23 protein-coding genes and 1 pseudogene are annotated in these 23,763 nt (G+C 61.3%); 14 read left to right on the top strand and 10 right to left on the bottom strand.

Going from position 1 to position 23,763, the window contains the following annotated elements; translation table 11 throughout:
- The first annotated feature begins 44 nt into the window (after positions 1-44).
- The 4 genes and pseudogenes from HKK52_RS32040 to HKK52_RS32050 all read left to right on the top strand — a co-directional run bounded on the left by HKK52_RS32040 (position 45) and on the right by HKK52_RS32050 (position 3,074).
- A complete protein-coding gene (locus HKK52_RS32040; protein ID WP_169374072.1) occupies positions 45-503 on the top strand; it encodes a GNAT family N-acetyltransferase in 459 nt (152 codons plus the stop codon).
- A 130-nt stretch (positions 504-633) separates the two neighbouring features.
- Complete coding sequence (locus HKK52_RS32045) at positions 634-1,263, top strand: hypothetical protein (RefSeq protein ID WP_169374073.1); 630 nt, start codon at positions 634-636, stop codon at positions 1,261-1,263.
- 43 nt (positions 1,264-1,306) lie between these two features.
- A pseudogene (locus tag HKK52_RS32735) lies at positions 1,307-1,438 on the top strand (diaminopimelate epimerase); the annotation flags it as partial.
- Positions 1,439-1,631: 193 nt separating this feature from the next.
- Positions 1,632-3,074 carry a SulP family inorganic anion transporter gene (locus HKK52_RS32050; protein ID WP_169374074.1) on the top strand — a complete coding sequence of 481 codons (1,443 nt, stop codon included), beginning with the start codon at positions 1,632-1,634 and terminating at the stop codon, positions 3,072-3,074.
- Between the two features lie 27 nt (positions 3,075-3,101).
- Here HKK52_RS32050 and HKK52_RS32055 read toward each other — a convergent pair whose 3' ends face one another.
- Complete coding sequence (locus HKK52_RS32055; RefSeq protein WP_169374075.1) at positions 3,102-4,004, bottom strand: LysR family transcriptional regulator; 903 nt, start codon at positions 4,002-4,004, stop codon at positions 3,102-3,104.
- 95 nt (positions 4,005-4,099) lie between these two features.
- Between HKK52_RS32055 and HKK52_RS32060 the strand changes: the two genes are divergently transcribed.
- The 7 genes from HKK52_RS32060 to aepX all read left to right on the top strand — a co-directional run bounded on the left by HKK52_RS32060 (position 4,100) and on the right by aepX (position 12,044).
- On the top strand, positions 4,100-5,320 hold the full coding sequence (locus HKK52_RS32060; protein ID WP_169374076.1) for an MFS transporter: 1,221 nt from the start codon (positions 4,100-4,102) through the stop codon (positions 5,318-5,320).
- Positions 5,321-5,354: 34 nt separating this feature from the next.
- Positions 5,355-6,179, top strand: coding sequence for a hypothetical protein (locus tag HKK52_RS32065; RefSeq protein WP_169374077.1), 825 nt, complete (start codon positions 5,355-5,357; stop codon positions 6,177-6,179).
- A 53-nt stretch (positions 6,180-6,232) separates the two neighbouring features.
- On the top strand, positions 6,233-7,468 hold the full coding sequence (locus tag HKK52_RS32070) for an MFS transporter (RefSeq protein WP_169374078.1): 1,236 nt from the start codon (positions 6,233-6,235) through the stop codon (positions 7,466-7,468).
- Positions 7,469-7,530: 62 nt separating this feature from the next.
- The gene (locus tag HKK52_RS32075) at positions 7,531-8,760 is read left to right on the top strand and encodes a pyridoxal phosphate-dependent aminotransferase (RefSeq protein ID WP_169374079.1); all 1,230 of its coding nucleotides are present in this window, start codon (positions 7,531-7,533) and stop codon (positions 8,758-8,760) included.
- 55 nt (positions 8,761-8,815) lie between these two features.
- Positions 8,816-9,661 carry a hypothetical protein gene (locus HKK52_RS32080; RefSeq protein ID WP_169374080.1) on the top strand — a complete coding sequence of 282 codons (846 nt, stop codon included), beginning with the start codon at positions 8,816-8,818 and terminating at the stop codon, positions 9,659-9,661.
- A 55-nt stretch (positions 9,662-9,716) separates the two neighbouring features.
- Positions 9,717-11,105, top strand: coding sequence for a class II fumarate hydratase (fumC, locus tag HKK52_RS32085; RefSeq protein WP_237150818.1), 1,389 nt, complete (start codon positions 9,717-9,719; stop codon positions 11,103-11,105).
- Between the two features lie 48 nt (positions 11,106-11,153).
- Entirely contained in the window at positions 11,154-12,044 is an 891-nt protein-coding gene (aepX, locus tag HKK52_RS32090; protein ID WP_169374082.1) for a phosphoenolpyruvate mutase, read from the top strand.
- A 24-nt stretch (positions 12,045-12,068) separates the two neighbouring features.
- Here aepX and HKK52_RS32095 read toward each other — a convergent pair whose 3' ends face one another.
- Positions 12,069-13,475: a M15 family metallopeptidase gene (locus HKK52_RS32095; RefSeq protein WP_169374083.1), complete on the bottom strand. Its 1,407-nt coding sequence runs from the start codon at positions 13,473-13,475 to the stop codon at positions 12,069-12,071.
- A gap of 26 nt (positions 13,476-13,501) precedes the next feature.
- Positions 13,502-14,389, bottom strand: coding sequence for an AraC family transcriptional regulator (locus HKK52_RS32100; RefSeq protein WP_169374084.1), 888 nt, complete (start codon positions 14,387-14,389; stop codon positions 13,502-13,504).
- Positions 14,390-14,526: 137 nt separating this feature from the next.
- Here HKK52_RS32100 and HKK52_RS32105 point away from each other — a divergent pair, with 137 nt between their 5' ends.
- Together HKK52_RS32105 and HKK52_RS32110 are read left to right on the top strand one after the other, a co-directional pair.
- A complete protein-coding gene (locus HKK52_RS32105) occupies positions 14,527-15,258 on the top strand; it encodes an SDR family NAD(P)-dependent oxidoreductase (RefSeq protein ID WP_169374085.1) in 732 nt (243 codons plus the stop codon).
- The gene (locus HKK52_RS32110) at positions 15,209-15,427 is read left to right on the top strand and encodes a VOC family protein (RefSeq protein ID WP_442962275.1); all 219 of its coding nucleotides are present in this window, start codon (positions 15,209-15,211) and stop codon (positions 15,425-15,427) included. Before HKK52_RS32105 ends, HKK52_RS32110 begins: the two co-directional genes overlap by 50 nt.
- Positions 15,428-15,430: 3 nt before the next feature.
- On the opposite strand, the gene HKK52_RS32115 is transcribed toward HKK52_RS32110, so the two are convergent.
- From HKK52_RS32115 to HKK52_RS32140, 6 genes are all read right to left on the bottom strand, one after another.
- Positions 15,431-16,339 (bottom strand): MurR/RpiR family transcriptional regulator, encoded by a 909-nt coding sequence (locus HKK52_RS32115; protein ID WP_169374087.1) that lies wholly within the window; start codon positions 16,337-16,339, stop codon positions 15,431-15,433.
- 81 nt (positions 16,340-16,420) lie between these two features.
- The gene (locus HKK52_RS32120; protein ID WP_169374088.1) at positions 16,421-17,185 is read right to left on the bottom strand and encodes an ABC transporter ATP-binding protein; all 765 of its coding nucleotides are present in this window, start codon (positions 17,183-17,185) and stop codon (positions 16,421-16,423) included.
- A gap of 19 nt (positions 17,186-17,204) precedes the next feature.
- Positions 17,205-18,317 carry a succinylglutamate desuccinylase/aspartoacylase family protein gene (locus tag HKK52_RS32125; protein ID WP_169374089.1) on the bottom strand — a complete coding sequence of 371 codons (1,113 nt, stop codon included), beginning with the start codon at positions 18,315-18,317 and terminating at the stop codon, positions 17,205-17,207.
- 9 nt (positions 18,318-18,326) lie between these two features.
- Positions 18,327-19,022, bottom strand: coding sequence for an ABC transporter permease (locus HKK52_RS32130; protein WP_169374090.1), 696 nt, complete (start codon positions 19,020-19,022; stop codon positions 18,327-18,329).
- Positions 19,023-19,038: 16 nt separating this feature from the next.
- The gene (locus tag HKK52_RS32135) at positions 19,039-19,728 is read right to left on the bottom strand and encodes an ABC transporter permease (RefSeq protein WP_149659861.1); all 690 of its coding nucleotides are present in this window, start codon (positions 19,726-19,728) and stop codon (positions 19,039-19,041) included.
- A 79-nt stretch (positions 19,729-19,807) separates the two neighbouring features.
- Positions 19,808-20,584 (bottom strand): ABC transporter substrate-binding protein, encoded by a 777-nt coding sequence (locus HKK52_RS32140; RefSeq protein WP_169374091.1) that lies wholly within the window; start codon positions 20,582-20,584, stop codon positions 19,808-19,810.
- Positions 20,585-21,235: 651 nt separating this feature from the next.
- On the opposite strand from HKK52_RS32140, the gene HKK52_RS32145 reads away from it, so the two are divergent.
- Complete coding sequence (locus HKK52_RS32145; RefSeq protein ID WP_169374092.1) at positions 21,236-22,276, top strand: ABC transporter substrate-binding protein; 1,041 nt, start codon at positions 21,236-21,238, stop codon at positions 22,274-22,276.
- A gap of 156 nt (positions 22,277-22,432) precedes the next feature.
- On the opposite strand, the gene HKK52_RS32150 is transcribed toward HKK52_RS32145, so the two are convergent.
- Positions 22,433-23,737 carry an MFS transporter gene (locus HKK52_RS32150; protein ID WP_237150819.1) on the bottom strand — a complete coding sequence of 435 codons (1,305 nt, stop codon included), beginning with the start codon at positions 23,735-23,737 and terminating at the stop codon, positions 22,433-22,435.
- Between the last annotated feature and the right edge of the window lie 26 nt (positions 23,738-23,763).

The raw sequence follows: 23,763 nt of genomic DNA on the forward strand, positions 1-23,763 counted from the left end.
TTCGCGTTTGATGTTTTTTCAACCCGTACGGAGACGATCACCCCATGGCCATCCACGCCCAACGCGCCGACGCCAGCCACCTCGACCCAGTTGCCCGACTCTTCGACGCCTATCGCAGTTTCTACGGCCAGCCTTCGAACCTGCAACAGTCCCGAGACTTCATCGCCGAGCGCATCGCCCTGGATGAATCCGCGATCTTTCTCGCCTTGGACGATGATGGCGCTGCTCTGGGTTTCGTCCAGCTCTATCCGACGTTTTCCTCCATCGACGCTCACCGAACCTGGCTGCTCAGCGATCTCTTCACCGCACCGGCTGCTCGCGGCCGTGGGGTCGGGAGGTTGCTGATGAACACCGCCCGCACTTTTGCGCTGTCGACAGGCGCAAAGGGGTTGGTGCTGGAAACGGCCACGGATAACTTCGGCGCGCAGCGGTTGTATGAGTCGTTGGGATATGTGCGGGACACGGGGTATTACACTTATATGCTGGATTTGAAGCAGGGTTGATAGCGTAAGCCTGTCAGTTTTAGTGAGCCAGGCAAACTTCCCGTTAACGCGTAGCCCTCGGGAGAATCCTTAGGCAGAATGCGAGCCCTACTATCACCTCGAAAAAATGGATTTTATGAGACGAGCATTTTTGCTGCTGCCCCTTTTTCTGTCACTTTCGGGCTGTGAAAAAATCGCCAATGCTCCAGGCGAAAACCCGGGAAATACCACCTCATCGCCAGCGACTCCGACCGTACAAGCGCCAGTCCCGGCTGAGAAGTTTGTCTATAAGTTTGAAATCAACACAGGCTCACCCGAACAAGCGCTCAATACATGGTGGCGCTATCTTGGTGCCATGGCCGCTGTCGCGGACGCTAACTGCGAAAAAATCATCAAAGAACGCTCAGACGAATTTGATGTGAGCAGAGTTGCGACGGGAGAAGTGGTGCAGTCCTTCAAAAGTCGTGGGCGACTGTGCACGAAGACCGTTTATAAACGAGAGATAATCGAGATAAGGCAGGAGACTGAGACACGGGCTATCGCGACTGTCAAAGTCACCAACGTGACGCCATCGTCTGTGAGCCACACTGAAGAGGATGAGGAAGTCCGAAATAAGGGTGTACAACTCAGATACCTCGTCGAAAAGACTCTCAATGACTGGAAGGTATCGCAGGTCTACCAGTATGGCGTTTCCAATACGCTGATCGGTAAGGACGAATGGGCAGCCCAGTACGGCCCCTACCCTGAAAGCTATCCAATCTACGTTTTGGACGATCAGTAAGTCTTGACCGGCGCAGGTTGGTCGGATTTAACGGAATTCGTCGGGCTTGTTAGACAATCGCGTCGAGGTTGAATGTGATGGCGGAACCGTAACGGCTCGGTGGGATAGAGCGGGACCTGTCTTTCTCATCGGACAGGTAGAGGTCGTTTTTTCAGGAGCAATCACGGACAACTGATTGCAGGTTTCATCGCAGCCATGTCCGTGACAACCGGTACTGCGGGCTCAAGCAATCCAGCAAGAGACCTTCGTCGGGTCTATCGGTCACCTTCAACCACTGGCCCAACCCCCCTCATTTCCGTAACATCCCCACCCCTCATTCCCCGCAACTCCCGCGGCCAACCCCACCGGCCCGCATTTTCAGGTAAGCCATGAAACCACAACGCCTACGCGCCGATGCCCTGGCCGGGCTCACGACATCCTTCGCGTTGCTGCCCGAGTGCATCGCCTTCGCACTGGTCGCGCATCTCAATCCACTGATGGGCCTCTACGGCGCGTTCATCATTTGCACATTGACCGCGCTGTTCGGCGGGAGGCCGGGCATGGTGTCCGGTGCTGCCGGGTCGATGGCGGTGGTGATCGTGGCGTTGGTGGTGCAGCACGGCGTGCAGTATTTGCTGGCGACGGTGCTGTTGGGTGGGTTGATCATGATGGCGTTCGGGCTGTTGCGGCTGGGCAAACTGGTGCGCATGGTGCCGCACCCGGTGATGCTCGGTTTCGTGAATGGTCTGGCGATCATCATTGCGTTAGCGCAACTGGAGCATTTCAAGAGCGGCGACACCTGGCTCAGCGGCACGCCGCTTTACGTGATGAGCGGGCTGGTGGCGCTGACCATGGCCATCGTCTACCTGCTGCCGCGCCTGACCCGCGCCGTGCCGCCCGCCTTGGTGGCGATCCTCGGCGTTGGGTTGGCGGTGTACTTGCTCGGCCTGCCGACCCGCACACTGGGCGACATGGCGCACATCGCCGGCGGCTTGCCGACGTTGGCGTTGCCGGACATTCCGTGGAACCTGGACACTCTGCGCATCGTCGCGCCCTACGCGATTTTGATGGCGCTGGTCGGCCTGCTGGAAACCCTGCTGACCCTGAACCTCACCGATGAAATCACCGAAAGCCGCGGCTACCCGGATCGCGAGTGCGTGGCGCTGGGCGCGGCGAATATGGTGTCGGGTGCGTTCGGTGGCATGGGCGGCTGCGCGATGATCGGCCAGACCGTGATCAACCTCAGCTCCGGCGGGCGTGGTCGGCTCTCTGGGGGGATCGCCGGGGTGATGATTCTGCTGTTCGTGCTGTTTCTGTCGCCGCTGATCGAGCGTATTCCGCTGGCCGCGCTGGTGGGGGTGATGTTCGTGGTGTCGCAGCAGACCTTCGCCTGGGCCTCGCTGCGGGTGATCAACAAAGTGCCGCTCAACGATGTGCTGGTGATCATTGCCGTGACCACCATCACCGTGTTCACCGACCTCGCCACCGCGGTGCTCTGCGGCATCATCATTGCCGCGCTCAACTTCGCCTGGCAGCAGGCCCGCGAGCTGTACGCCGATACCTACCTGGAAACCGACGGCAGCAAACTCTACCGCCTGCACGGCACCTTGTTTTTCGCCTCAACCGCGCCGTTTCTCAATCAGTTTGATCCCGCTAACGATCCCGCCCTAGTGACGCTTGATTGCCGCCACCTGAGCTTCGTCGACTACTCGGCCATCGCTGCGCTGAAGACCCTGCGCGAACGCTACGACAAGGCCGGCAAGCATCTGCGGGTGTTTCACTTGTCGGAGCGCTGCAAGCAAATGCTCAAGCGGGCGGGCGGGGATTACTGATCACCGAGACGATCGAGCACAGCGGGTTCATCGATCCCGCTGCAGCAGTTCCTCGACCACGCCCATAAAGGCCTCGACGAGCAGGCTGCGGCCCTGGGTTCGCGTGAGTATCAGCAGTTCCGCGCGGGCTGCGGGGTCGGCCAGTGGCCGGTAAGTCACGCCTTTTTTGGCCAGGGTCCTGGCGCACTCGGGAACCAGGGCGACGCCCTGGCCGGCGGCCACTAAGGCGATGATCGAGGTGATTTGCCGCCCCGACGGACCCGGACGGATGGGCAGGTCGTTGCTGCGGTACAGGTGCTCGATGGATTCATTGAGCCCGGAGCCATAATCGGCCGGAAACAGAATCAAGGGGTGCGCGCTGAGTTGGGCCAGGGTGACTTCGTCCTGGCTGGCCAGCGGGTTGTCGCTGGAGAGGGCCGCCACCAGCGGTTCGCCGCCCAGCGACAGGGCCTGAACCTCGGTTTGCCCGCGCTCAGGCAGCAGGCGGCTCAGGCCGATATCGATGCGGCCATCGACCACTTGCGAATACAGACTGCCGGACGCACTTTCCACCAGGGTCAGTTGCACGTCCGGGAAGCGCTGGGCAAAGGCTTGCAGGGTGTGGCTGAACAGGTCCGACAGCGCAATCGAACTGGCGTAACCCAGGGCCAACTGACCGGCCGAACCGGCGGCCAGTTTGCCAGCAATGACTTCGGTCAGGCTGGCCTGATCGAGGACGGCCTGGGCGTAAGGCAGGAAATGCCGGCCCTGGGCCGTGAGCGTAACCGTGCGGCTGGTGCGATCGAACAGGCGAAAGCCCAGCTCGGTTTCCAGCGCCGAAATCTGGCGGGTCAGGGGTGGCTGGGCGAGGTGCAGGCGCAACGCCGCGCGGCCAAAGTGCAGCTCTTCGGCGACCGTCAAAAAGTAACGTAACTTGCGTAGGTCAAGCATCCTGATCCCTAGGTATTGATCGGTCCGAATTCGGTATTGGTGTTCAGCCGGCTGCGTATTCTATAAAGACCTCCGGTATTAAAACGAGAGGTCTCATGAATTTGCGCCTGCACAGTGCTCGCGTCGCCCTGTTTCTGTGTGGCTGTGCGGCTTTTCTCAACCTCTATTCAACCCAGAGCATTCTCCAGGAGTTTGCCCTGAGTTTTCAGGTGAGCGCTCGCCAGGCCGGTTGGAGTATCACTGTCACCACCCTGGCAGTCGCTATCACGGCCCCGTTTATCAGCCGCTTGACCGGTCGCTTCGAGCAACGCTCGGTGATCGTGGTCGCGGCGTTGCTACTGGCGGTGCCGGCGTTGCTGGCCGCGCGTGCCGACAGCTTTGCCGAGTTGCTGGTCTGGCGCTTTATCGAAGGCATGCTCATCCCGGTGGTCTTCGCCACCAGCGTAGCGTACATCGGCGACCGCTGGCGCGGCGGCACCGTCACTGAAATCACCAGCCTGTATGTGGCGGGGACGGTGCTGGGCGGTTTTGCCGGGCGTTTCGTGGCGGGGATCATGACGCAATACGTGGGCTGGCGTGAGGCCTTTGAACTGTTGGCGATCATCAGCTTGCTGGTCGGCATCGCCATCCACGTCTTGTTGCCGGCCAATCCGGTGCTGGCGGCCAAGGCATCGCCTGTTCGTCGGCACACCTTTCGCGACCTGTGCCACAAGCCTTTGCTGGCGGCGTATGGCGTCGGTTTTTGTGTGCTGTTTTCCCAAGTGGCGACCTTTACCTACGCCGGGCTGTACCTCAGCCAGGCGCCGTTCAACCTGGGCGCGGCGGCGCTGGGGACGATTTATGCGGTGTTCCTGCTGGCGCTGGTGGTCATCCCGATTGCCGGCCGCTTGAGCAAATTGCGACCGCAATCCGAATTGCTCACGGGCGCCGTATTGCTCGGGGTCTGCGGCTCGATCCTGACCCTGATGCCTTCGCTGTGGCTGATCGTCCTGGGTCTGGCCCTGAGTTCGACCGGGGTGTTTCTCGCCCAGGCGTCGGCGAATGCTTTCATCACGGCCACCGCCCGGCACAACAAGGCCGGGGCTGTCGGCCTGTACCTGACCGGTTATTACCTGGGCGGCAGTTTCGGCGCCATCGTCCCGGCAATGATCTGGAGTCGCTGGGGCTGGCAAGGCTGCGTGGCGCTGATCATCGGCTTCCAGCTGTTGTCGCTGCTGATCGCCCTGACTGGCTGGAAACCCCTCAAACCCGAAACACCCGATACACCGGTCGCACGCGGCCACAACGGTTCCGGCCGAACCGGTGAACCTGCCTGATTCATCATCCAATAAGGGAATAGAAGAGGTGACCATGAGTAACGTAATGACCCGCCACAGCCAGTTGTTGAAGATCGTCGAGCCGGTGCTGAACGACATGCCTGCCAGTGTGTTGAAGCATGCGCTGTTCGAGGCCTTCTGGAGTGAAGAAGAGGCGTTGGTGGACATTGAACATGCGTTCGAGCAACTCACCTCGCGTCGTCATTCACCGGTCGCCTTGCGCAAGTTTTTCGCCAGTTGGTCCAAGACCAACAACTCGGCCACCAGTGTGTCCGGCCTGGCCAACCGCATTACCTTGCTGGCGCGCTCCGAGCAAGGTTCCGAGTGCGCCGAGCAGCTGTACCGGGCCTGCGGCAGTCTGCAACGGATCACCGATGAAGACCTGGGTGCGCTGGGTAACATCGTGCACTCGGACCTGTTCTACAACATGGCCACGCCGTTGTGCGGCGATGACCAGTGGCTGCTGAAGGAAAACTGCCTGCCTTCGGCCCAGGCCTTCAAGGACTGGACCGACACCCGCCGCCTGCGCGATCGCGATTTGTTGCAGGGTTTGCTGACAACCTTGATCCACGAGGTGTACACCCACGGTGAAGTGGAATTTATCCACCCGTTGTACAAGCAGTGGTTCGTGCGCGACATGGGCGTGCCGGAATCCAAGGCCCGCGCCACCGTCGCCTGGGTCACCGTGCACACCGGCGGCACCGAGAGTAACCATTTCGCCCATGCCGTGGCGGCGGTCAGTGAGTTTGTCGAGGCCATGCAAATCGCCGTTGACCACCAGACCGCACGGGAGATTTTCGCCGAGTACCTGCGCCGCAAAGCCACGGTGATGAAGGATTGCGCACAGCTGTTGCAGTGACGGTGGCTCAGCCTGCTTGACTATCAATATCCACTTTCCAGCCGCACAAGACGATGAACGATCTGACACACGAAGTAGTTTCCCCGCGCGCCGCGCCACCGGCCGATGCTTCTGTGCGTCGCCGCTCACTGGTGGCGGGTTGTGGCGCGCATGCGGTGCATGACGGGTTGACCGACGTTATTTATGTGCTGTTGCCGATCTGGCAGGCGCAGTTCGGCCTGAGTTTTGCCCAGATCGGCCTGCTGCGCGGGGCCTATGCCGGGATGATGGCCGGGTTCCAGCTGTTGGCCAGCCGCGCCGCCAAACGCTGGGGGCGCGAGCGCCTGCTGGTCGGCGGAACGGCACTCGCCGGCCTGGCCTATTTGCTGGCCGGGCAGGCGGGCGGGTTGACGGTGCTGTTGCTGGCGCTGCTGTTGGGCGGATTGGGCGCCAGTACGCAACATCCACTGGCCTCGTCGTTGATCACCGACAGTTACGAGGCGGGTGGTGGGGTCAAGCAAGCGTTGTCGCAGTACAACTTCTCCGGCGATATCGGCAAAACGTTGATCCCGGGGTTGATCGGTCTGTTGCTCACGGTCATCAGCTGGCGCGCCAGTGTCACGCTGCTGGGGCTGCTTGGGCTGGCCGCCGCGGCTTTGCTGTGGTGGTTGATCCCGGCGCGTACTGGGTCGGTGTCGGCAAAAAGCAAAGCGTCGAAGGCGATACATGGGCAGGGTTCCGCCAGCGGCCTGCGCGCCCTGATCCTGACCGGCACCCTGGACAGCGCAGTGCGCATGGGCTTTCTCACCTTCTTGCCCTTTCTCCTGAAAGACAAGGGCGCCGGCACCGCGGGCATCGGTCTGGCCTTGACGATGCTGTTTGTGGGCGGCGCGTTCGGCAAGTTGCTGTGCGGCTACCTGGGCGCGCGCATCGGCATGGTCAAGACCGTGTGGCTGACCGAGTTCACCACGGCGGTGCTGATCGTCATGGCGGTGTACCTGCCGTTTTTCGGCCTGATGGTGATGTTGCCGCTGTTGGGGCTGGCGTTGAACGGCACCTCGTCGGTGTTGTACGGCGCCGTGCCCGATCTGGCCGGGCCGGGTAAGCGCGAGCAGGCGTTTGCGGTGTTTTACACCGGCACCATCGGCGCTGGCGCACTGGCGCCGGTGTTGTTCGGCAGCCTCGGTGACATCACCAGTGTGCCCGTCGCGGTGATGCTGTTGGCCGCCACCCTGTTGCTGACGCTGCCGTTGTCCTGGTGTGTACAACGCGGTCTGGACGCGGATGCACGGTTGTATCAGAGCGAATAGTTGACGGGCCACCGCCCGTGACCAGGTCGCTTGGTTTTCAAGTCGTTTTCGCAGGTAGAAGAATGAATAACAGTGAGCCCTCTGCACGCCGATTGTCGTTATCCCATCGCGCCCTGATTCTCAAGGCGCCCGGCACCTCCAGCATGCGCAGCAAAGCCAATGCCTTGAAAGAAAGCGGCATCAAGGTCATCAACTTTGCAGCGGGTGAATTATCGTTCGATGCCTGCGAGGACATGAAGGCGGGCGCCATCGACGCCATCAACGGCGGGCGCAATCGTTATACGCCACCCATTGGCTTGCCCCAGCTTCGGGAACGCCTGGCGCAACAGGTCAGCCAGCGTTGCGGCGTCCCGTACGCGGCCAATGAAGTGGCCGTGACCGCTGGCGCCAAACAGGCGCTCTACAACGCGGCGATGGTGCTGCTCAATCCCGGCGACGAGGTCATTGTTCCGACGCCGTACTGGGAAACCTCGCCCACACAGATCCTGTTGGCCGGCGCCACTCCGGTGTTTGTCGATACCAAGGAAGACGACTATCGCCTGACCTGCAAAGCCGTCGAAAGAGCCTTGTCGCCCCGCACCAAAATGATCGTGATCAACACCCCGAACAACCCCACGGGCACGGTGTATCAACGGGAGGAGTTGCGCAAGATTGCTCAGCTCGCCTTCGATCATCAGCTCTGGGTGGTGTTCGATGAGTGCTACCGCAAACTGGTACGTCACCCCCATGAACATCAGAACATCGTGTCGCTGTTTCCAGCCCTGAAAAACCAGACGGTGTTGGTCGATTCGTTCTCCAAGAGCCAGGCCGTCACGGGCTGGCGCGTGGGTTACGCCTGTGCCCCGGCCGAGGTCATTGCGGCCATGCACAACTTGCAGGGCCACACCACGTCCAACCCCAGCAGCCTTGCCCAATATGCCGCGCTGAACACCTTGATCGCCGACTCACCGGACTTTGCCCGCCAGGTCAATACCTTCCTCGACGGCCAACTGCAGGCGGCGTGTACCTGTCTCGGTTATGTCGATGCCATTACCTGCGCGCCACCGGAAGGGGCGTTTTACCTCTATATCGACGTCTCCCGAAAGTTGGGTTGCCGTTACCTCGGCACGAAAATCCGCGACGTCGATCATCTCGCCGATCTGTTATTGACCGAGGCCCATATTGCCGTGGTCCCCGGCTCAGGCTGTGGCGACCCCAACAGCATCCGGATTTCCTACGCCGTCGAGCGTGACGAGTTGATCGAGGGCATGACGCGCTTCGGTCAGTTCATGGCAGAAGTCGTCGCGGATTGACGGCGGGTATTCATCTTGTCGTAGAGCAATGAACCACCTAATAAGGAGATAAGCCGTGGAACAGTTGAGCTGGAATTTTATCGGGTACGTCAAACAGGCACTGGTTGATGTCGAGGACAGAAATCTTGTTGAAGCGCTGCTGAGTGGTTTTCACCGCCACCCCGACAAGCTGGATAAGTATTGCGAGACCTATGTCGACATGACGTCCAGCAACTGGACCGAGTCGTCGCTGTGTACGTTCTTTTGTGGCTGGCGCAGCCCGGATGGCGCGGCCCATGCGGTCTCCAGCATTATTGTGCGGATCCTGCAGGAGTCCGAGTCGTTAACCGACGAGGCCAAGTTGAAGATGCTGGAAGCGGCGCGGCACTGCGGGGAAATCATCATTGAAGACGTGGGGCTCGGCGAAATGCACGGGCATCCGCACCATTCGAAGTTGTATTACCGCATGGCGTCGGCCATTTGCGGCTCCGATGACTGGCGCCTCCAGGACCGCTTCCTGGACCCGGTCACCAAAGAGTTTTCCAGTTGGGTCGGGGAAAAAAGACCGCTGGCACCGGACCTGATCGAAGCGCTGGAAATGATGGCCATGACCGAGTTGTTCAACACCGGCGAATACAACTTGATGACCCCGATGTGGAAAAAGTGGCTGCGCGAAGTGCGGGGTTATCCGTCGGGTGAGGCCAATCGCGTCGCCGCGTTCCTCAGCGTCCATTGCGGCAGCGTCGAGGCCCGTCATTTCAAGCATGCGGCACAGGCGCTGGAACTCTACGCCAGCGCCACCGGGCAGCCGATCAACTACCTGCGCATCGAGCGTCTGTCCAAGGACTACGTGGCCAAGGCCTGTGAGCACCTGGGCAAGATGGCGTCCGTGTTGCGCAGCGAAGTGCCTGCCTGGGATTGACGTCCATACCGGTCATTTACCGATCCCGCCGTCAGCGGCTTTCCACAGGGAATTCATCATGCGTGTCGAATCCGATTCAATGGGTACCATCGAGGTGCCTTCCGACAAATATTGGGGCGCTCAAACCGAACGTTCCATCGTCAATTTCCCGATTGGTCGCGCCCGTTTTCAATGGGGCACGCCGATGATCAAGGCGATGGGGATTTTGAAAAAATCCGCGGCGCTGGCCAATCTGAAACTGGGTGAATTGCCCGAGTCCATCGCGTTGCCGATTGTCGCGGCCGCGGAGGAAGTGATTGCCGGGCAACTGGACCAACACTTCCCTCTGGTGGTGTTCCAGACCGGCTCCGGCACCCAGTCCAACATGAATGCCAACGAGGTCATTTCCAACCGCGCCATCGAGATGCTGGACGGGGTGATGGGCAGCAAGTCGCCCGTGCACCCCAACGACCATGTCAATCGCGGGCAATCGTCAAACGACACCTTTCCGACCGCGATGTACATGGCGGTGGTCAGCGAGGTCTTCGAAACGCTGCTGCCGGACGTCTCCCGTTTGCGCGACACCCTGGCCGAAAAATCGCTGCAGTTTTGCGAAGTGGTGAAAGTCGGGCGCACCCACTTGCAGGACGCGACGCCGATCACCCTGGGGCAGGAGATTGGTGGCTGGGTCGAGCAGATCGATTATGCGTTGGCGTCGATCAAGCACAACCTGACCGGCCTGTACGACCTGGCCATTGGCGGCACGGCAGTCGGCACCGGCCTGAACGCCCATCCGGCGTTTGGTGACGAGTGCGCGCAGGCCATTGCCGAGTTGACCGGTTACCCGTTCAAGTCCTGCGCCAACAAGTTCTTTGCTCTGTCGGCCCACGATGCATTGGTGAACACCTCTGCTGCGATCCGCACGCTGGCCATGGCCTTGCTCAAGATCGCCAACGATGTGCGCTGGTTGGCCAGCGGGCCTCGATGCGGTATTGGCGAAATCGATATTCCGGAGAACGAACCGGGTTCGTCGATCATGCCGGGCAAGGTCAACCCGACCCAGTGCGAGGCCCTGACCATGGTCTGTACTCAAGTCTTCGGCAACGATGCGACGGTGGCCTTTGCCGGCAGCCAGGGCAACTTCCAGCTCAATGTCTATAAGCCGGTGATGGTGCACAACGTGTTGGAGAGCATCACCTTGTTGGCGGACGCGTGCCGGGCCTTCAACGATAACTGCGCCGTCGGTATCGAGCCGAACCTTCAAAAGATCAACGACAACCTCGAGAAAAACCTGATGTTGGTCACCGCGCTCAACCGGCACATCGGCTACGACAAAGCGGCGGTCATCGCCAAGACTGCCCATCACCAGGGCAAGTCGTTGCGCGAGGTGGCCGAACAGCTGGGCCTGGTGTCCACGGCGGATTTCGACCGCTACGTTGTGCCCCTGGACATGACCCACCCGTAACCGCTGCGCAGTCGCTCGCCTGACAATAAAAAAAGGAGCTGGATTTTCATGAAGGATACTGAAACCCGCCGAAGTCACCTGGCAGCGCTGTTCGAGAGCAAGCGTTGCCTGCGCGTACTTGAAGCCCATAGCCCGATCTCCGCCTTACTGGCACAGCGCGCCAAACTTGAAGTGAGCCCAGGGCAAAGCGTGACCTACGACGCCATTTGGTCGAGTTCGCTGACGGACTCGACCCAGCGCGGTTTGCCGGATATCGAGATTCTGTCTCCCAGTAACCGCTTGCACGGCATTCGCGAGATTTTTGATGTGTGCTCGATGCCGTTGATATTCGATGCCGATACCGGCGGCAAATCCGAGCACTTTGCGATTCATATCAAAATGCTCGAACGGGCAGGCGTCTCGGCGGTGGTCATCGAAGACAAATGCGGGCTGAAGAAGAACTCGTTGTTTGGCAATGCCGTCAGCCAGGAGCAAGAGTCCATCGACGAGTTCTGCGAGAAGATTCGTACCGGCTGTGCCAGTCGCGACAGTCAGGGGCTGATGATTATTGCGCGCTGCGAAAGCCTGATTCTCGACCGCGGCATGGACGACGCCATCACCCGTTGCATGGCCTACGTCGAGGCCGGCGCCGACGGCATCATGATCCACAGCCGCAAAAAGGACGGCCTGGAAATCCTCGAATTTGCCCGGCTGTTTCGCCGCCAATGTGCGCACGTGCCGCTGATTTGTGTGCCCACCAGTTACGCGCATCTGCGGTTTGAGGTGTTGGAGAAAGCCGGGTTTAACGCGGTGATCTACGCCAATCACATGTTGCGCAGCGCGTACCTGGCGATGCGCGATATGGCGGACGGCATATTGGCCAACGGTCGCACCCTGGAGATGGAAAACCATTGCTTGGGGATCGAAGAAATACTCGATCTGGTGCCTGGCACCCGGTAGTTCTGTGGCGAGGGGGCCTGCGGATCACCGCTCCGGAAGCCCCCAACGCTCACGCAACTGCGCATATTCCGCCTCCGGCAATTGCACTAGCAGCGGCATCTGGCGCGGGTCCAGCCAGGCGAACAGCCGCGCAATGTCCGCCGGATCCATGGCTGTACATCCCAGCGTCGGCGCAGTCGGGCCACGCCAGATATGAAAGAAAATGCACGAACCTGAACCGGCCGCCGCCGGGGTGTTGTGCTCGATAAAAATACCTCGGCGGTACATGTCATCGTCGCGGCGCATGGTTTCGGAGCTGTTCCAGTCCTTGGCCAGCGTCGCGCCGTCAACCAGTTGGTTGTAGCGTGTGGACTGGCTGTCATCCACGCATTCGACGGTCGGGGTCAGCGGCAGGTAAGGCAGTCGGGTATCGGCGCTGTTGTCGTAGCCGAAAGCCGAGCCCAGTTTGAAGATCCCGGCCGGGGCCTTGCCGTCGCCCTCGTGCTTGATCGGCCCGTTGCGTTGCTCAACGACGGTCAATCCTTTGCCCCACGCCAATCCGCTTTTACCGACCACCACCGCAAACGGCGCGCCGGATTTTTCAAAGGTCTGCCCGTGGCGCTCATAGCGCTGGGCGGTGCCCTGGATGTCGGTCCAGTTTTTGGTGGTGACGATGATTAACTGATGACTGCTGCTGAGTTCCAGCGGGGTAATCGGAAAATCCATCACCTGGTTCAACGCTGGATTGCCGTTCCAGGTGAAGTGCCACCACTCCTTCGAATAACCGACAAACCCTTCTTTGGCCATGGCGCTGGTCAGTCGCTGGCGATTGGCGTTGGCGGTCGCATTGATCGCGCTGCTGTCGGTGTGCGCCGGTTCGTCGAAACAGTCGAAACCGGTGCCCATGTCCAGCGCGCCGTCGTGCCAGCGCTGACCATAAGGGGCGGTGCAATCGACTTGTTTGGCCGCGGGCGTCCAGGTGTCGGCGGGTAGGGCACTGGGGCCGGTCAGGGTCAGGTCCACCGTGCTGCCCTTGGAATGCCCAGAGACCCGCGCCACATAACCCAAACGCCAGAAGTCCTGCTTGTTCACGCGCGGATAGAACTCGGCTTTGGTCGGATCGCCCGGGACCTTGGCGAAATTGCCCATGTCGGCCACCGCACGAGCAGGGCGATAACAATCGAAGACCTTCAACCCGTAGCCTTGCGCATGCAGCGCGGTTTGCACCCGGGCGAGGGCTTTGGCCGCGTCCGCTGACAACAGGCACTCGGGCGCCTCGTAACCGTCGAGCGGGTGGCCGGTGAAGTTGTGGGCCGTGGCGTAGCGGATGTCTTGCTCGATGCTCGGGGCGATCGAACGCAGGTAAACCATGTGCTCGGGCCGAGACTCGGCGCTGGCCATGCTCGGCACGATAAGGCACAGGCTTGCCAGAATTTTGCTTGGAACGTTCATGCGATGCCTCCAGAGAGTGTCCATATTCACCGGGGCGCGCCTCGGGTATCCGCCAGGATCCGCGCCGCGTCCCGCGCCGGTGGCAAACCGAATACGCGAGCATAGTCGCGACTGAACTGGGTGGCGCTTTCATAACCGACGTCGAACGCGGCGCTGGTGACGCTGTGGGCGCTGGCCACCAGCAGCGTGCGGGCATGCAGCAGGCGAACGCGTTTTTGATACTGCAAGGGGCTGAAGTTGGTCACGGCTTTAAAGTGGCGGTGGAAGGCCGACACGCTCATCGCCGCTTTCTGCGCCAAGGCGTCCACTCGCAATGGCTCGGCGAAGTCGCGGCGGATCCACTGGATAGCCAGGCTCACGCGGGTCATCGCCGAATCCGGCGCGGCGATTTCCCGCAGCATTCCACCGTGGGGACCTTGCAACACCCGATAGAGAATCTCCCGCTCGTAGACCGGGCTCAACGCCGCGATATCCGCAGGCCGGTCCATCAAGCGCAGCATCCGCACCCACGCATCCATCAGCTCCGGCGTGACCGCCGCAATTGAAAAACCCTGTTCGTGACGGTCGACTGCCGGGGGCAGATCGGCCAGCAGGTTCGCCACCACGGTAGGGTCGAGGGTCAGGCTGACGGCCAGGTACGGCTCGCCGGTCGCCGCTGGATGCACCTGGCCCACCGCCGGCAGCTCGATGGACATGACGAAGTACGTCGCCGGGTCATAGCGCAACGTTTGGTCGCCGACGGTCATCGACTTACTGCCCGTCAGGATCAGGTTGATCATCGGGTCGTAGACCGCAGCCAGCAGGTGTTCCGGGATCGCACCCTGGACCATCGCCACCCGTGGAATACCGGTCTCGGTGCGGCGGTTTTCAGCCCTGGCGGCGAGGGATCTAAGTTCATTCAGCTGATTGTTCATGGGGGACATCTGATCCCATGACTACTCACGGCGCAAGCAAAAAGCAGAAACAGGCAGGTTTCGAGTAGAAACGGCTGCGCCCATCCGCAGGTCAATCGCTACCGTGGTGACTCACTTCATTCACAGCGGAGCAGCACATGAACGTTATCCTGATCACCGGCGGCAGCCGCGGCATTGGCGCCGCCACCGCCCGCCTATGTGCCCGGCGCGGCATGGGCGTCATCCTGACCTACCAGAGCAAACGACAGGCGGCCGAGTCAGTCGTGGAAAGTATCCATGCTGACGGCGGCAAGGCAGCGGCGCTTGAACTGGACGTGGGCAATGTCGGTTCCTTCGGCGGGTTTGTCGAATCGGTGCAGCAGGCGCTGCAATCGACCTGGCAAACGACGACCCTGAAAGGCTTGGTCAATAACGCCGGACACGGTCTGTTCAACCCGATCGCGACCGTCACCGAGGCGCAATTCGACAGCCTGCTGGGCGTCCACCTCAAAGGCCCGTTCTTCCTGACCCAGGCCCTGTTGCCGTTGATGGAGGAGGGCGCGAGCATCGTCAACCTGACCAGCGCGACCACCCGCGTGGCCACCGCTGGCGTCGCACCGTATGCCGCGTTCAAGGGCGGCCTGGACGTGCTGACCCGCTACATGGCCAAGGAGTTCGGCGAGCGGCGCATCCGCGCCAATGCCGTCTCGCCCGGCGCGATCCGCACGGAGTTGGGCGGCGGCCTGAACGACGAATTCGAAGCCCTGCTCGCCGGGCCACCCGGACCTCAAGGGCTTCGGCGCGCAGGGACGGGTGTTTTTCTGGTTGCGCGAAGGGGGGGTGGAGGGCCGAGCCGCGCATGTCGGGTTCGTCGCCAACAGCACCGCTGAAGTCGACGCCGCCTATGCTGCGGCAATGGCGGCCGGCGCTACCGACAATGGCGCGCCCAGCGTACGGCTGTATTACGACCCACGCTACTACGCCGCCAATGTGTTCGACCCAGATGGGTACAGTCTCGAGTTTGTCTACAAGAGCTGGCAGCACTCGCCGTCAACGTGAACATCATTTTTTCGGCACCTTGCCGCTGCTGGGAATATGCAGGTAAGCCATCACGCTTTCCGTCAGCTCAGTCGCCAGTTTCACCGCTTCCTTGTTCCGCGCCATCACCCCCGCGACCAGACCTTCGATCAACGCGAGGACGGCGATGTTGGAGCTGGTCAGCACTGGATGATCGGCCGGGGCAAACAATGTGTGTTCGGCGATGCTGGTCAGCGGCGAAGCGGGGGAGTCGGTGATCGCCAGCACCGTGGCGCCACGTTCGCTGGCGAAGCGCGCCAGTTGCAGGGTGTCGAGGGAATAGCGCGGCAGAGAGATCGCCAGCAACACGTCCTGATCGGTGATCGCGGCCAAACGGTACGCGGCGTTTTCGTTGCCGCCTTCCATGCTGATTGCCGTGGCGTCGGCGCAGAACGGCATCAGGGTCGAGGCGGCGAGGCCGGCGAAGTAGACGCTGTTGCCAAAGCCGAGGATGTAGATCTTGCGCGCATTGATCAGGCAGGTGACGAAGGCCTCGAAGGTGTCAGCGTGGTTGTTGGTCGCTGCTGTGGCGAGGTTGCTGCTGGCGCTGTGGATTTGCTCGTGCAGGCCAAATGCGCCGCCAGTGCGATGGGCCAGTTCGTTGCGCAGCTTGTCCACCGGCGACACCATCTGCTGCAAGGTCGCGACCAGCTCGGCCTTCATCCCGGTGTAGCCACCGAGGTCCATGGCTTTGGCCAAGCGGTTGACCGCAGCGGGCGAAGTGGACGTTTCGTGGGCCATCTCCTCGATGGTCAACGTCGCGGCGCGCAAGGGGTGGCGCAGGATAAAGTCCGCGACCTTGCGCAGCGACGGCGGCAACTCGGCGACGATTTCCGCCAGTTTGCGCATGACCGGCGCGGCATAGACCGTGGTGTTTTTCGAAGAGGTCGGCATGTGCGGCTCAACAGTTCCTGAGGGCATAAGGTTGGCTGGAGTGTATCCGAAGCCAACCGTGGGTGCGCAGCGCCTGCGGGATTACTTCAAGCTCCCCGACAGAAACTGCTGCAGGCGTTCGGACTGCGGATTGACCAACACTTCGCGCGGGTCGCCACGCTCCTCGACCTGGCCCTTGTGCAGGAACACCAATTGGTTCGAGACCTCGCGGGCGAAGCCCATTTCGTGGGTGACGACCACCATGGTCCGGCCTTCCAGCGCCAGGTCCTGCATGACTTTGAGCACTTCGCCGACCAGTTCCGGGTCGAGGGCCGAGGTCGGTTCGTCGAACAGCATCACTTCCGGTTCCATGGCCAGTGCGCGGGCAATCGCCACGCGTTGCTGCTCGCCGCCGGACATGTGCGCCGGCCACGCGTCCTTGCGATGGGCGACGCCGACTTTATTCAAGTAATGCTCAGCCTTTTCCCGCGCTTCTTTCTTGCCCATGCCGAGCACGTGCACCGGGGCTTCCATGACATTTTCCAGGGCGCTCATGTGCGACCACAGGTTGAAGTGCTGGAACACCATCGACAACCGCGAACGCATGCGTTGCAACTGTTTCGGCTCGGCAGCCTTGAGCCCGCCGAGCTTGTTGGTCACCAGTTTCAAAGGTTCGCCGTTGAGTACGATGTTGCCGGCGTTCGGCTGCTCCAGCAGGTTGATGCAGCGCAAAAAGGTGCTTTTGCCGGAGCCGCTGGAGCCGATGATGCTGATCACGTCACCGGCCTTCGCTTCCAGGGAAACGCCCTTGAGCACTTGGTGGGCGCCGTAGCTTTTGTGCAGGTTCTGGATTTCAAGTTTGTACATGCTGTTCACTCTTCTGGCGTCAGTCGCTGAGCAAGCGACCCTGGCGAATAAGGCGGGTACCGGCGACTTTGGCCAGCCACAAACCGGGTTGGGCAAAGCGCAGGCGCTCGCGGGCATAGAGGATGCCGTCGGTGCTGGCGCGCACGATGCTGTGGCGATCGGTCAGCGGATCCAGCACTTCGAACAGCGGATCGCCAACCCGGACTCGCGCGCCCAACGGTTGCAGGAAACTCACCACGCCGGGGTGCGGCGCATAGGCGTATTGCGCGCCGGCAAATGGCGTGGCGTCACAGCAGAATAACGGCGCTTCGGGCCAATCGCCGCTGATCAGGCCTTGTTCGGCGAGGTAACCGAGAATGGCTTCGGCGCTGTCGACGCACTGCTCGCGCTCGGTGTCGGCCATGCCGCGCAATTCGATGGTGGTGGCCGCGCAGGCCAATGGAATAGCGGCTTCGGGAAACAGCTCGGCCAAGCGCAACCAGGGAAACGCGCAGGCTTCGTCGAAGGCACTGCCGCCGGCATCTTCGGCCAGCAGCGCGGCGCCGGCCCCGAGGCGAGCGGCCAATGAACGCAGGCGCGGCCAGTTTTGCGGCATGGCGTAAAGCAGCATGATCGACTCGAAGTCGCAGTGCAGGTCTAGCACCACGTCGGCGTTACACGCGTGTTCCAGCAACAGGCGACGCAGGCCATCGAGTTCCGAGGTCGCGGGCGGCATATCGGCGAGGACATCGCTCATGGCGCGACGGATCAGCGCGGTGTTGATGTTGGCGTCGTCGCCCAATTGACCTTGCATCAACGCTGCTACGGCTTCGGTCAGCTCCGGGAAGTCGCGGTTGAAATTCTTGCCGCTGTTGAACTCGAAACGCCCCTGATGCGTAGCCTGGAACATCTGGCCGATGCCGATCGGATTAGCCATCGGTACCAGTTCGATCACGCCGTTCAGCCGACCTTGTTCTTCCAGCAGCCGCAAGCGGCGCTTGAGCTCGACCGCCACGCGCATCCCCGGCAGCTCATCGGCATGCAGGGACGCTTGGATGTACGCCTTGCGCGGTCCACTGCCAAAGCGAAACAGCGACAGGCGCCGTTCCGTGCCCGAAGCACTCCACGGCAACAGATATTCAATGTGTTCCATACACGCTCCTTAGTGCTTGCGCGGTGCCAGGTACGCCAGCCAGCGGCGCTCGGCCAGCTTGAACAGACGCACCAGAATGAAGGTCAGGGCCAGGTAGATCAGGCCGGCGGTGATGAACGCCTCGAACGGCAGGTAAAACCGCGAACTGACGGTTCGTGCGGCGCCGGTAATGTCGACCAGCGTGACAATCGACGCCAGGCTGGTGGTTTGCAGCATCATCAAGACTTCGTTGCTGTACTGCGGCAGCGCCCGGCGCAAGGCCGAGGGCAGGAGGATTCGCCGGTACAAGGTGAAGCGCGACATGCCCATGGCCTTGGCGGCTTCGATCTCGCCGTGGGCCGTGGACTTCAGGCTGCCGGCCAGCAGTTCGGCGCTGTAGGCGCTGGTATTGATCGCGAAGGCCAGGCAAGCGCAGAAAGTCGCGCTGGACAGGTACGGCCACAGCGCGCTTTCCCGCACCGCGGCGAACTGCGCCAGGCCGTAATAGATCAAGAACAATTGCACCAGCATCGGCGTGCCGCGAATCACATAGGTGTAGAGCCACGCCGGAAAGCTGATCAGCGGCGAGCGGGACACGCGCATCAGGGCCAGCGGGATCGCCAGCACCAGGCCGAACGCCAAGGAAATCAGCAGCACTTTGAGGGTTAACAGGGCGCCGTTGAAGTACAGCGGCAGGTTGTCCCAGATCAGGTTGTAGTCGAGCATTGAGGGCAACTCCCGATCACAATTCGGCGGCTTTGATGCCGACCGAATAGTGTTTTTCCAGATAGCGCAGCACCAGCAACGACACGCTGGTGAGCATCAGGTACAGCGCCGCCACTGCGAGAAAAAAGGTGAACGGCTCGTGGGTTGCATCCGCCGCGTTCTTGGCTTTGAACATCATGTCCTGCAGGCCAATCACCGAAATCAGCGCAGTGGATTTGGTCAGCACCAGCCAGTTGTTGGTAAACCCCGGGATGGCGAAGCGGATCATCTGCGGCACCAGGATTCGCCAGAACACTTGCGCGCCCGTCATGCCATACGCCGCGCCGGCCTCGGCCTGGCCTTTGGGGATCGCCATGAACGCGCCGCGAAAGGTTTCCGAGAGGTAGGCACCAAAAATGAAGCCCATGGTGCAGACGCCGGCGATGAAGGGATTGATGTCGATGTAGTGGGTGTAACCGAGCGCGAGGGCGATGCGGTTCACCAGGTCCTGGCCGCCGTAGAAGATCAGCAGGATCAGCACCAGGTCCGGAATCCCGCGAATCAGCGTGGTGTAGCTTTCGCCGAGCATGGCCAGCCATTTCAGGGGCGACAGGCGAAAGGCTGCACCGATCAGGCCGAGGGCAATCGCCATGGCCATGGAGGTCAGGGCCAGGTTAATGGTCAGCCAGGCGCCATCGAGAATGCTCGATCCGTAGCCGTGAAGCATGATGAAGTCCTCAAAAAAACCGCGAGACAAACCGCTGCGCCGCCTGCCGGAGACGGGCGCCCGGGTGACAGGTAAGGGGTTACTCGCCGTAGATATCGAACGCGAAGTACTTGGCCATGACTTGCTGGTACTTGCCGTTGGCGCGGATCGCGTCAATCGCGGTGTTGAGGCGTGCGGTGTTCACGCTGTCACCCTTGCGCACCGCGATCCCGGCGCCGCGACCGAAGTATCTCGGGTCGTTGATGTCCGGTCCGACGAGGGCGAAACCGTTGCCCGCCGGGGTCTTGATAAAGCTCTCATCGGTGTTGACGATGTCGGCGAGGGTGGCGTCGAGGCGACCCGAGGCGAGGTCGAGGAACGCTTCATTCTGCGACCCGTAGCGCACGACGCTGACCCCGGCTTTTTCCAGTTGATCGGTGGCGAAGCGGTCATAGGTCGAGGACCGTTGCACCCCGACTTTCTTGCCCTTGAGATCCACCAGCGGATCGTTGATCACGTTGCCACCCTTCATCGCGAACTTGCCCGGCGTGTGGTAGTACTTTTTGCTGAAGTCGACCGACTTCATCCGGTCTTCAGTGATCGACATCGACGACAGCACCGCATCGATCTTGCGCACTTTCAGCGACGGGATCATGCCGTCGAATTCCTGGATCACCCACTCACACTTGACCTTCATTTCCTCGCACAGCGCGTTGCCGATGTCGTAGTCGAAACCACTGACATTGCCTTGCGGGGTCTTGTAGGAGAAGGGCGGGTAAGCGGCTTCGATCCCGATGCGCAGGCTGTCTTCATCGGCGTGGGCCAGGAAGCTCGCGGCGCAGAGGGTCAGGGCGCCTAGAAGTGCTGTCTTGTTCATATTGTTGACTCCTTGGTGGGACGGTTGGGGGTATTGCTGCTGCCACACGATCTGTACCAGCTGCCGAAGCCTGCGTTCGGCCTGTAGCAGCTGCCGAGGTACGAGGCTGCGTTCGGCTGCGCAGCAGTCGTAAACCTGAGAACGCGGTCTTCCTGAAACACCGCGCCGTCTGATTTCGCGACTGCTTCGCAGCCGAACGCAGCCTCGTACCTCGGCAGCTGCTACAAGCGAACGGGGCTGGCGGTGGTGTTGGTGTGGCTATAAATGACACGTAATATTTCATTAATCAATACATTGAAAATAAACATATCAAAACGAAACGCAAAAAATCCCGGTTTCACCCAGGGTTTGAATGTTTGGAGGCTTGTCGCAGAAGGGTTTCGGTGGGACGGGGAGGTGGCGAATACCGTCAGTCGGATCACCTGCTAACGAGCTTTTTTATCGCTCCCAAGCATATTTTTAATAATTTTCCTCTGTAGAGGGATGACGCACTATCGAGCCACACCCCGCGTGGTTCGGCGTTCCCGGATGGAAGCCGTTACTCAGAACGATGTAGGTCCCATGAGGCCAGCACGATGGAACTGTTATTGGTCTCTGGCCAGCACTGCCCGGCTTTACCCTAATTTTAAAAAACAGCTGTGGGAGCGTTCCATGTCTTTAACCTTACGTACGTGCATCCCTTTTTCCCTGGCCCTGTTGTGCACCGGCGTGTTCGCCGCACCGCAGGATTTGACCGTCATTTCCTTTGGCGGCGTCACCAAGCAGGCCCAGAACAAAGCCTACTTCCAACCCTTCAACGCCAGCGGCGCCGGGCGCATCGTCGCCGGCGAATACAACGGCGAGCTGTCGAAGATCAAGGCCATGGTCGATGTCGGCCACACCAGTTGGGACGTGGTCGAGGTCGAGAGCCCGGAACTGTTGCGCGGCTGCGATGCCGGTTTGTTCGAGAAACTGGACGCGTCCAGTTTTGGCGACCAGAGCCAATACGTACCGGGGACCTTCACCGAGTGCGGCGTCGCCACCTACGTGTGGTCGATGGTCATGGCCTACGACCAGAACAAACTGACCAAGGCCCCGACCTCCTGGGCGGATTTCTGGAACGTCAACGACTTCCCGGGCAAGCGCGGACTGCGCAAAGGCGCCAAGTACACCCTGGAAATCGCGCTGCTGGCCGATGGCGTTGCGCCGGACCAACTCTACAAAGTCCTGAACACCCCCGAAGGCGTGAGCCGCGCCTTTGCCAAGCTCGACAAGATCAAGTCGAACATCCAGTGGTGGGAGGCCGGCGCGCAACCGGCGCAATGGTTGATTGCCGGTGACGTGGTCATGAGCGCCGCCTACAACGGCCGCATCGCCTCGGCCCAGAAAGAAGGCATGAACCTGAGCATTGTCTGGCCGCAAAGCCTCTACGACCCGGAATACTGGGCCGTGGTCAAAGGCACGCCTAACAAAGCGTTGGCCGAACGTTTCATCGCGTTTGCCAGCCAGCCGCAAACCCAGAAAGTATTCTCGGAAAACATCCCCTACGGCCCGGTCCACCGCCAGGCCCTGGCCCTGCTACCGCCGCAAGTGCAACAGCAACTGCCCACCGCCGACGCCAACATGGCCAAGGCCCGGGCAGTGGATGCGGAGTTCTGGGTGGACCATGGCGAGGAGCTGGAAGAGCGGTTTAATGCGTGGGCTGCGCGCTAAGTCCGTTCAAAAACAGAACAAACGATGAATAACCTGTGGCGAGGGAGCTTGCTCCCGCTGGACTGCGCAGCAGTCCCTCTTTGGGGGTCGCTTCGCAACCCAGCGGGAGCAAGCTCCCTCGCCACAGGTTTGGTGTCATGCCCTTGAGTCTCTCGCTCAGCGCGCTACCAACCGCAACCCGCTCGCCACACTCCCCACCGCCGCAAACCCAGCCCCGATACTCAACGCCAGCACCGGCCCATGAGTCCCCGAAATCCCGAAACTCAACGCCACCAACGCCGCGCCGGTCGCCTGGCCGATCAGCCGGGCCATGGCGATGGTGCCGCTGGCGCCGCTGGCGCGTTCCCGGGGGGCGCTGGTCATCAGGGCTTTTTGGTTGGGGGCCTGGAAGAAGCCGAAACCGATGCCGCAGATGATCATGCGAATCACGATTCCGGTGGCGCTGGGGTCGCTCGGCAGCAAGGCGAAGGAGACCATGCCGGCGCTGAGGATGGCCAGGCCGATGCCGCCGAGCAGGCCCGGCGGGTAGGTGTCGGACAGGCGTCCGGCCATCGGTGCGATAAGGGCCACGACGATGGACCACGGCGTCATTAGAAAACCGGTCTGGATCGGATCGCGCCCCAGGGTGGTTTCGAAGAAGAAGGGCAGCGAGACGAACGCCAAGCCTTGGGTGGCGAATGAACAGAACGCGGTCAGTGCCGATAAGGCAAACATCGGGCGCTTGAGCAGGTCCAGCGGGAACATCGGCGTCGGGTGTCCAGCCTCGCGGCGCAACATCAACGCCCCGGCGATCAGGAACACCGCCAGGGCGATCACCACGCTGCTCATCGAGCCCAACTGCGCCGCCTGGCTCAGAGAGAAGATCAGCGCACCGAACGCAATGACGTTGAGCACAGCGGTCAGGCGGTCAAACACCACGGCTCTAGGCTTGCTGGTCGGCAAGGAACTCCAGGCGAAGGCGAGGGCAAATAAACCGAGGGGCAGGTTGATCGCAAACAGCCACGGCCAATTAGCCACCGACAGCACCAGTGAGGCGATGGTCGGGCCGGCGGCGAAGCAGGTGCCGACTACCAGCGCGTTCAACCCCAGGCCGCGACCGAGGCGTTCCGGAGGGAAGATCAAGCCGATCAGCGCGGCGTTGACGCTCATGATCGCACTGGCCCCGACGCCTTGGAGAACGCGGGCCACAGTCAGCGTCGGCAACGACCATGCGAGCGCACACAACGCCGAAGCCACCACAAACAGAATGATCCCGCCGAGGAACACTTTGCGATGACCGATGATCCCGCCCAGCGCGGCAAACGGCAGCAACGTGGCCACGGCCGCCAGTTGATAGGCGTTGATGATCCACACCGACGCGGCGGGCGAGGCCTGCAAATCCGCGGCAATGCTCGGCAACGCGGTGTTGGCGATGGCGGTGTCGAGCACCGCCAGGGCAATCGACACCAGAATCGCCAACAGCCCACGGCGTTCACGGGGGGTGAGTC

The organism is Pseudomonas sp. ADAK2, from assembly GCF_012935755.1.
GTDB lineage: Bacteria > Pseudomonadota > Gammaproteobacteria > Pseudomonadales > Pseudomonadaceae > Aquipseudomonas.

Excerpts from the sequence above, each read along its gene's own strand:
- HKK52_RS32040 (WP_169374072.1), top strand. The coding sequence starts at position 45 with ATGGCCATCCACGCCCAACGCGCCGACGCCAGCCACCTCGACCCAGTT.
- HKK52_RS32050 (WP_169374074.1), top strand. The coding sequence starts at position 1,632 with ATGAAACCACAACGCCTACGCGCCGATGCCCTGGCCGGGCTCACGACA.
- HKK52_RS32055 (WP_169374075.1), bottom strand. The coding sequence starts at position 4,004 with ATGCTTGACCTACGCAAGTTACGTTACTTTTTGACGGTCGCCGAAGAG.
- HKK52_RS32060 (WP_169374076.1), top strand. The coding sequence starts at position 4,100 with ATGAATTTGCGCCTGCACAGTGCTCGCGTCGCCCTGTTTCTGTGTGGC.
- HKK52_RS32065 (WP_169374077.1), top strand. The coding sequence starts at position 5,355 with ATGAGTAACGTAATGACCCGCCACAGCCAGTTGTTGAAGATCGTCGAG.
- HKK52_RS32070 (WP_169374078.1), top strand. The coding sequence starts at position 6,233 with ATGAACGATCTGACACACGAAGTAGTTTCCCCGCGCGCCGCGCCACCG.
- HKK52_RS32075 (WP_169374079.1), top strand. The coding sequence starts at position 7,531 with ATGAATAACAGTGAGCCCTCTGCACGCCGATTGTCGTTATCCCATCGC.
- aepX (WP_169374082.1), top strand. The coding sequence starts at position 11,154 with ATGAAGGATACTGAAACCCGCCGAAGTCACCTGGCAGCGCTGTTCGAG.
- HKK52_RS32095 (WP_169374083.1), bottom strand. The coding sequence starts at position 13,475 with ATGAACGTTCCAAGCAAAATTCTGGCAAGCCTGTGCCTTATCGTGCCG.
- HKK52_RS32100 (WP_169374084.1), bottom strand. The coding sequence starts at position 14,389 with ATGAACAATCAGCTGAATGAACTTAGATCCCTCGCCGCCAGGGCTGAA.
- HKK52_RS32105 (WP_169374085.1), top strand. The coding sequence starts at position 14,527 with ATGAACGTTATCCTGATCACCGGCGGCAGCCGCGGCATTGGCGCCGCC.
- HKK52_RS32115 (WP_169374087.1), bottom strand. The coding sequence starts at position 16,339 with ATGCCGACCTCTTCGAAAAACACCACGGTCTATGCCGCGCCGGTCATG.
- HKK52_RS32120 (WP_169374088.1), bottom strand. The coding sequence starts at position 17,185 with ATGTACAAACTTGAAATCCAGAACCTGCACAAAAGCTACGGCGCCCAC.
- HKK52_RS32125 (WP_169374089.1), bottom strand. The coding sequence starts at position 18,317 with ATGGAACACATTGAATATCTGTTGCCGTGGAGTGCTTCGGGCACGGAA.
- HKK52_RS32130 (WP_169374090.1), bottom strand. The coding sequence starts at position 19,022 with ATGCTCGACTACAACCTGATCTGGGACAACCTGCCGCTGTACTTCAAC.
- HKK52_RS32135 (WP_149659861.1), bottom strand. The coding sequence starts at position 19,728 with ATGCTTCACGGCTACGGATCGAGCATTCTCGATGGCGCCTGGCTGACC.
- HKK52_RS32140 (WP_169374091.1), bottom strand. The coding sequence starts at position 20,584 with ATGAACAAGACAGCACTTCTAGGCGCCCTGACCCTCTGCGCCGCGAGC.
- HKK52_RS32145 (WP_169374092.1), top strand. The coding sequence starts at position 21,236 with ATGTCTTTAACCTTACGTACGTGCATCCCTTTTTCCCTGGCCCTGTTG.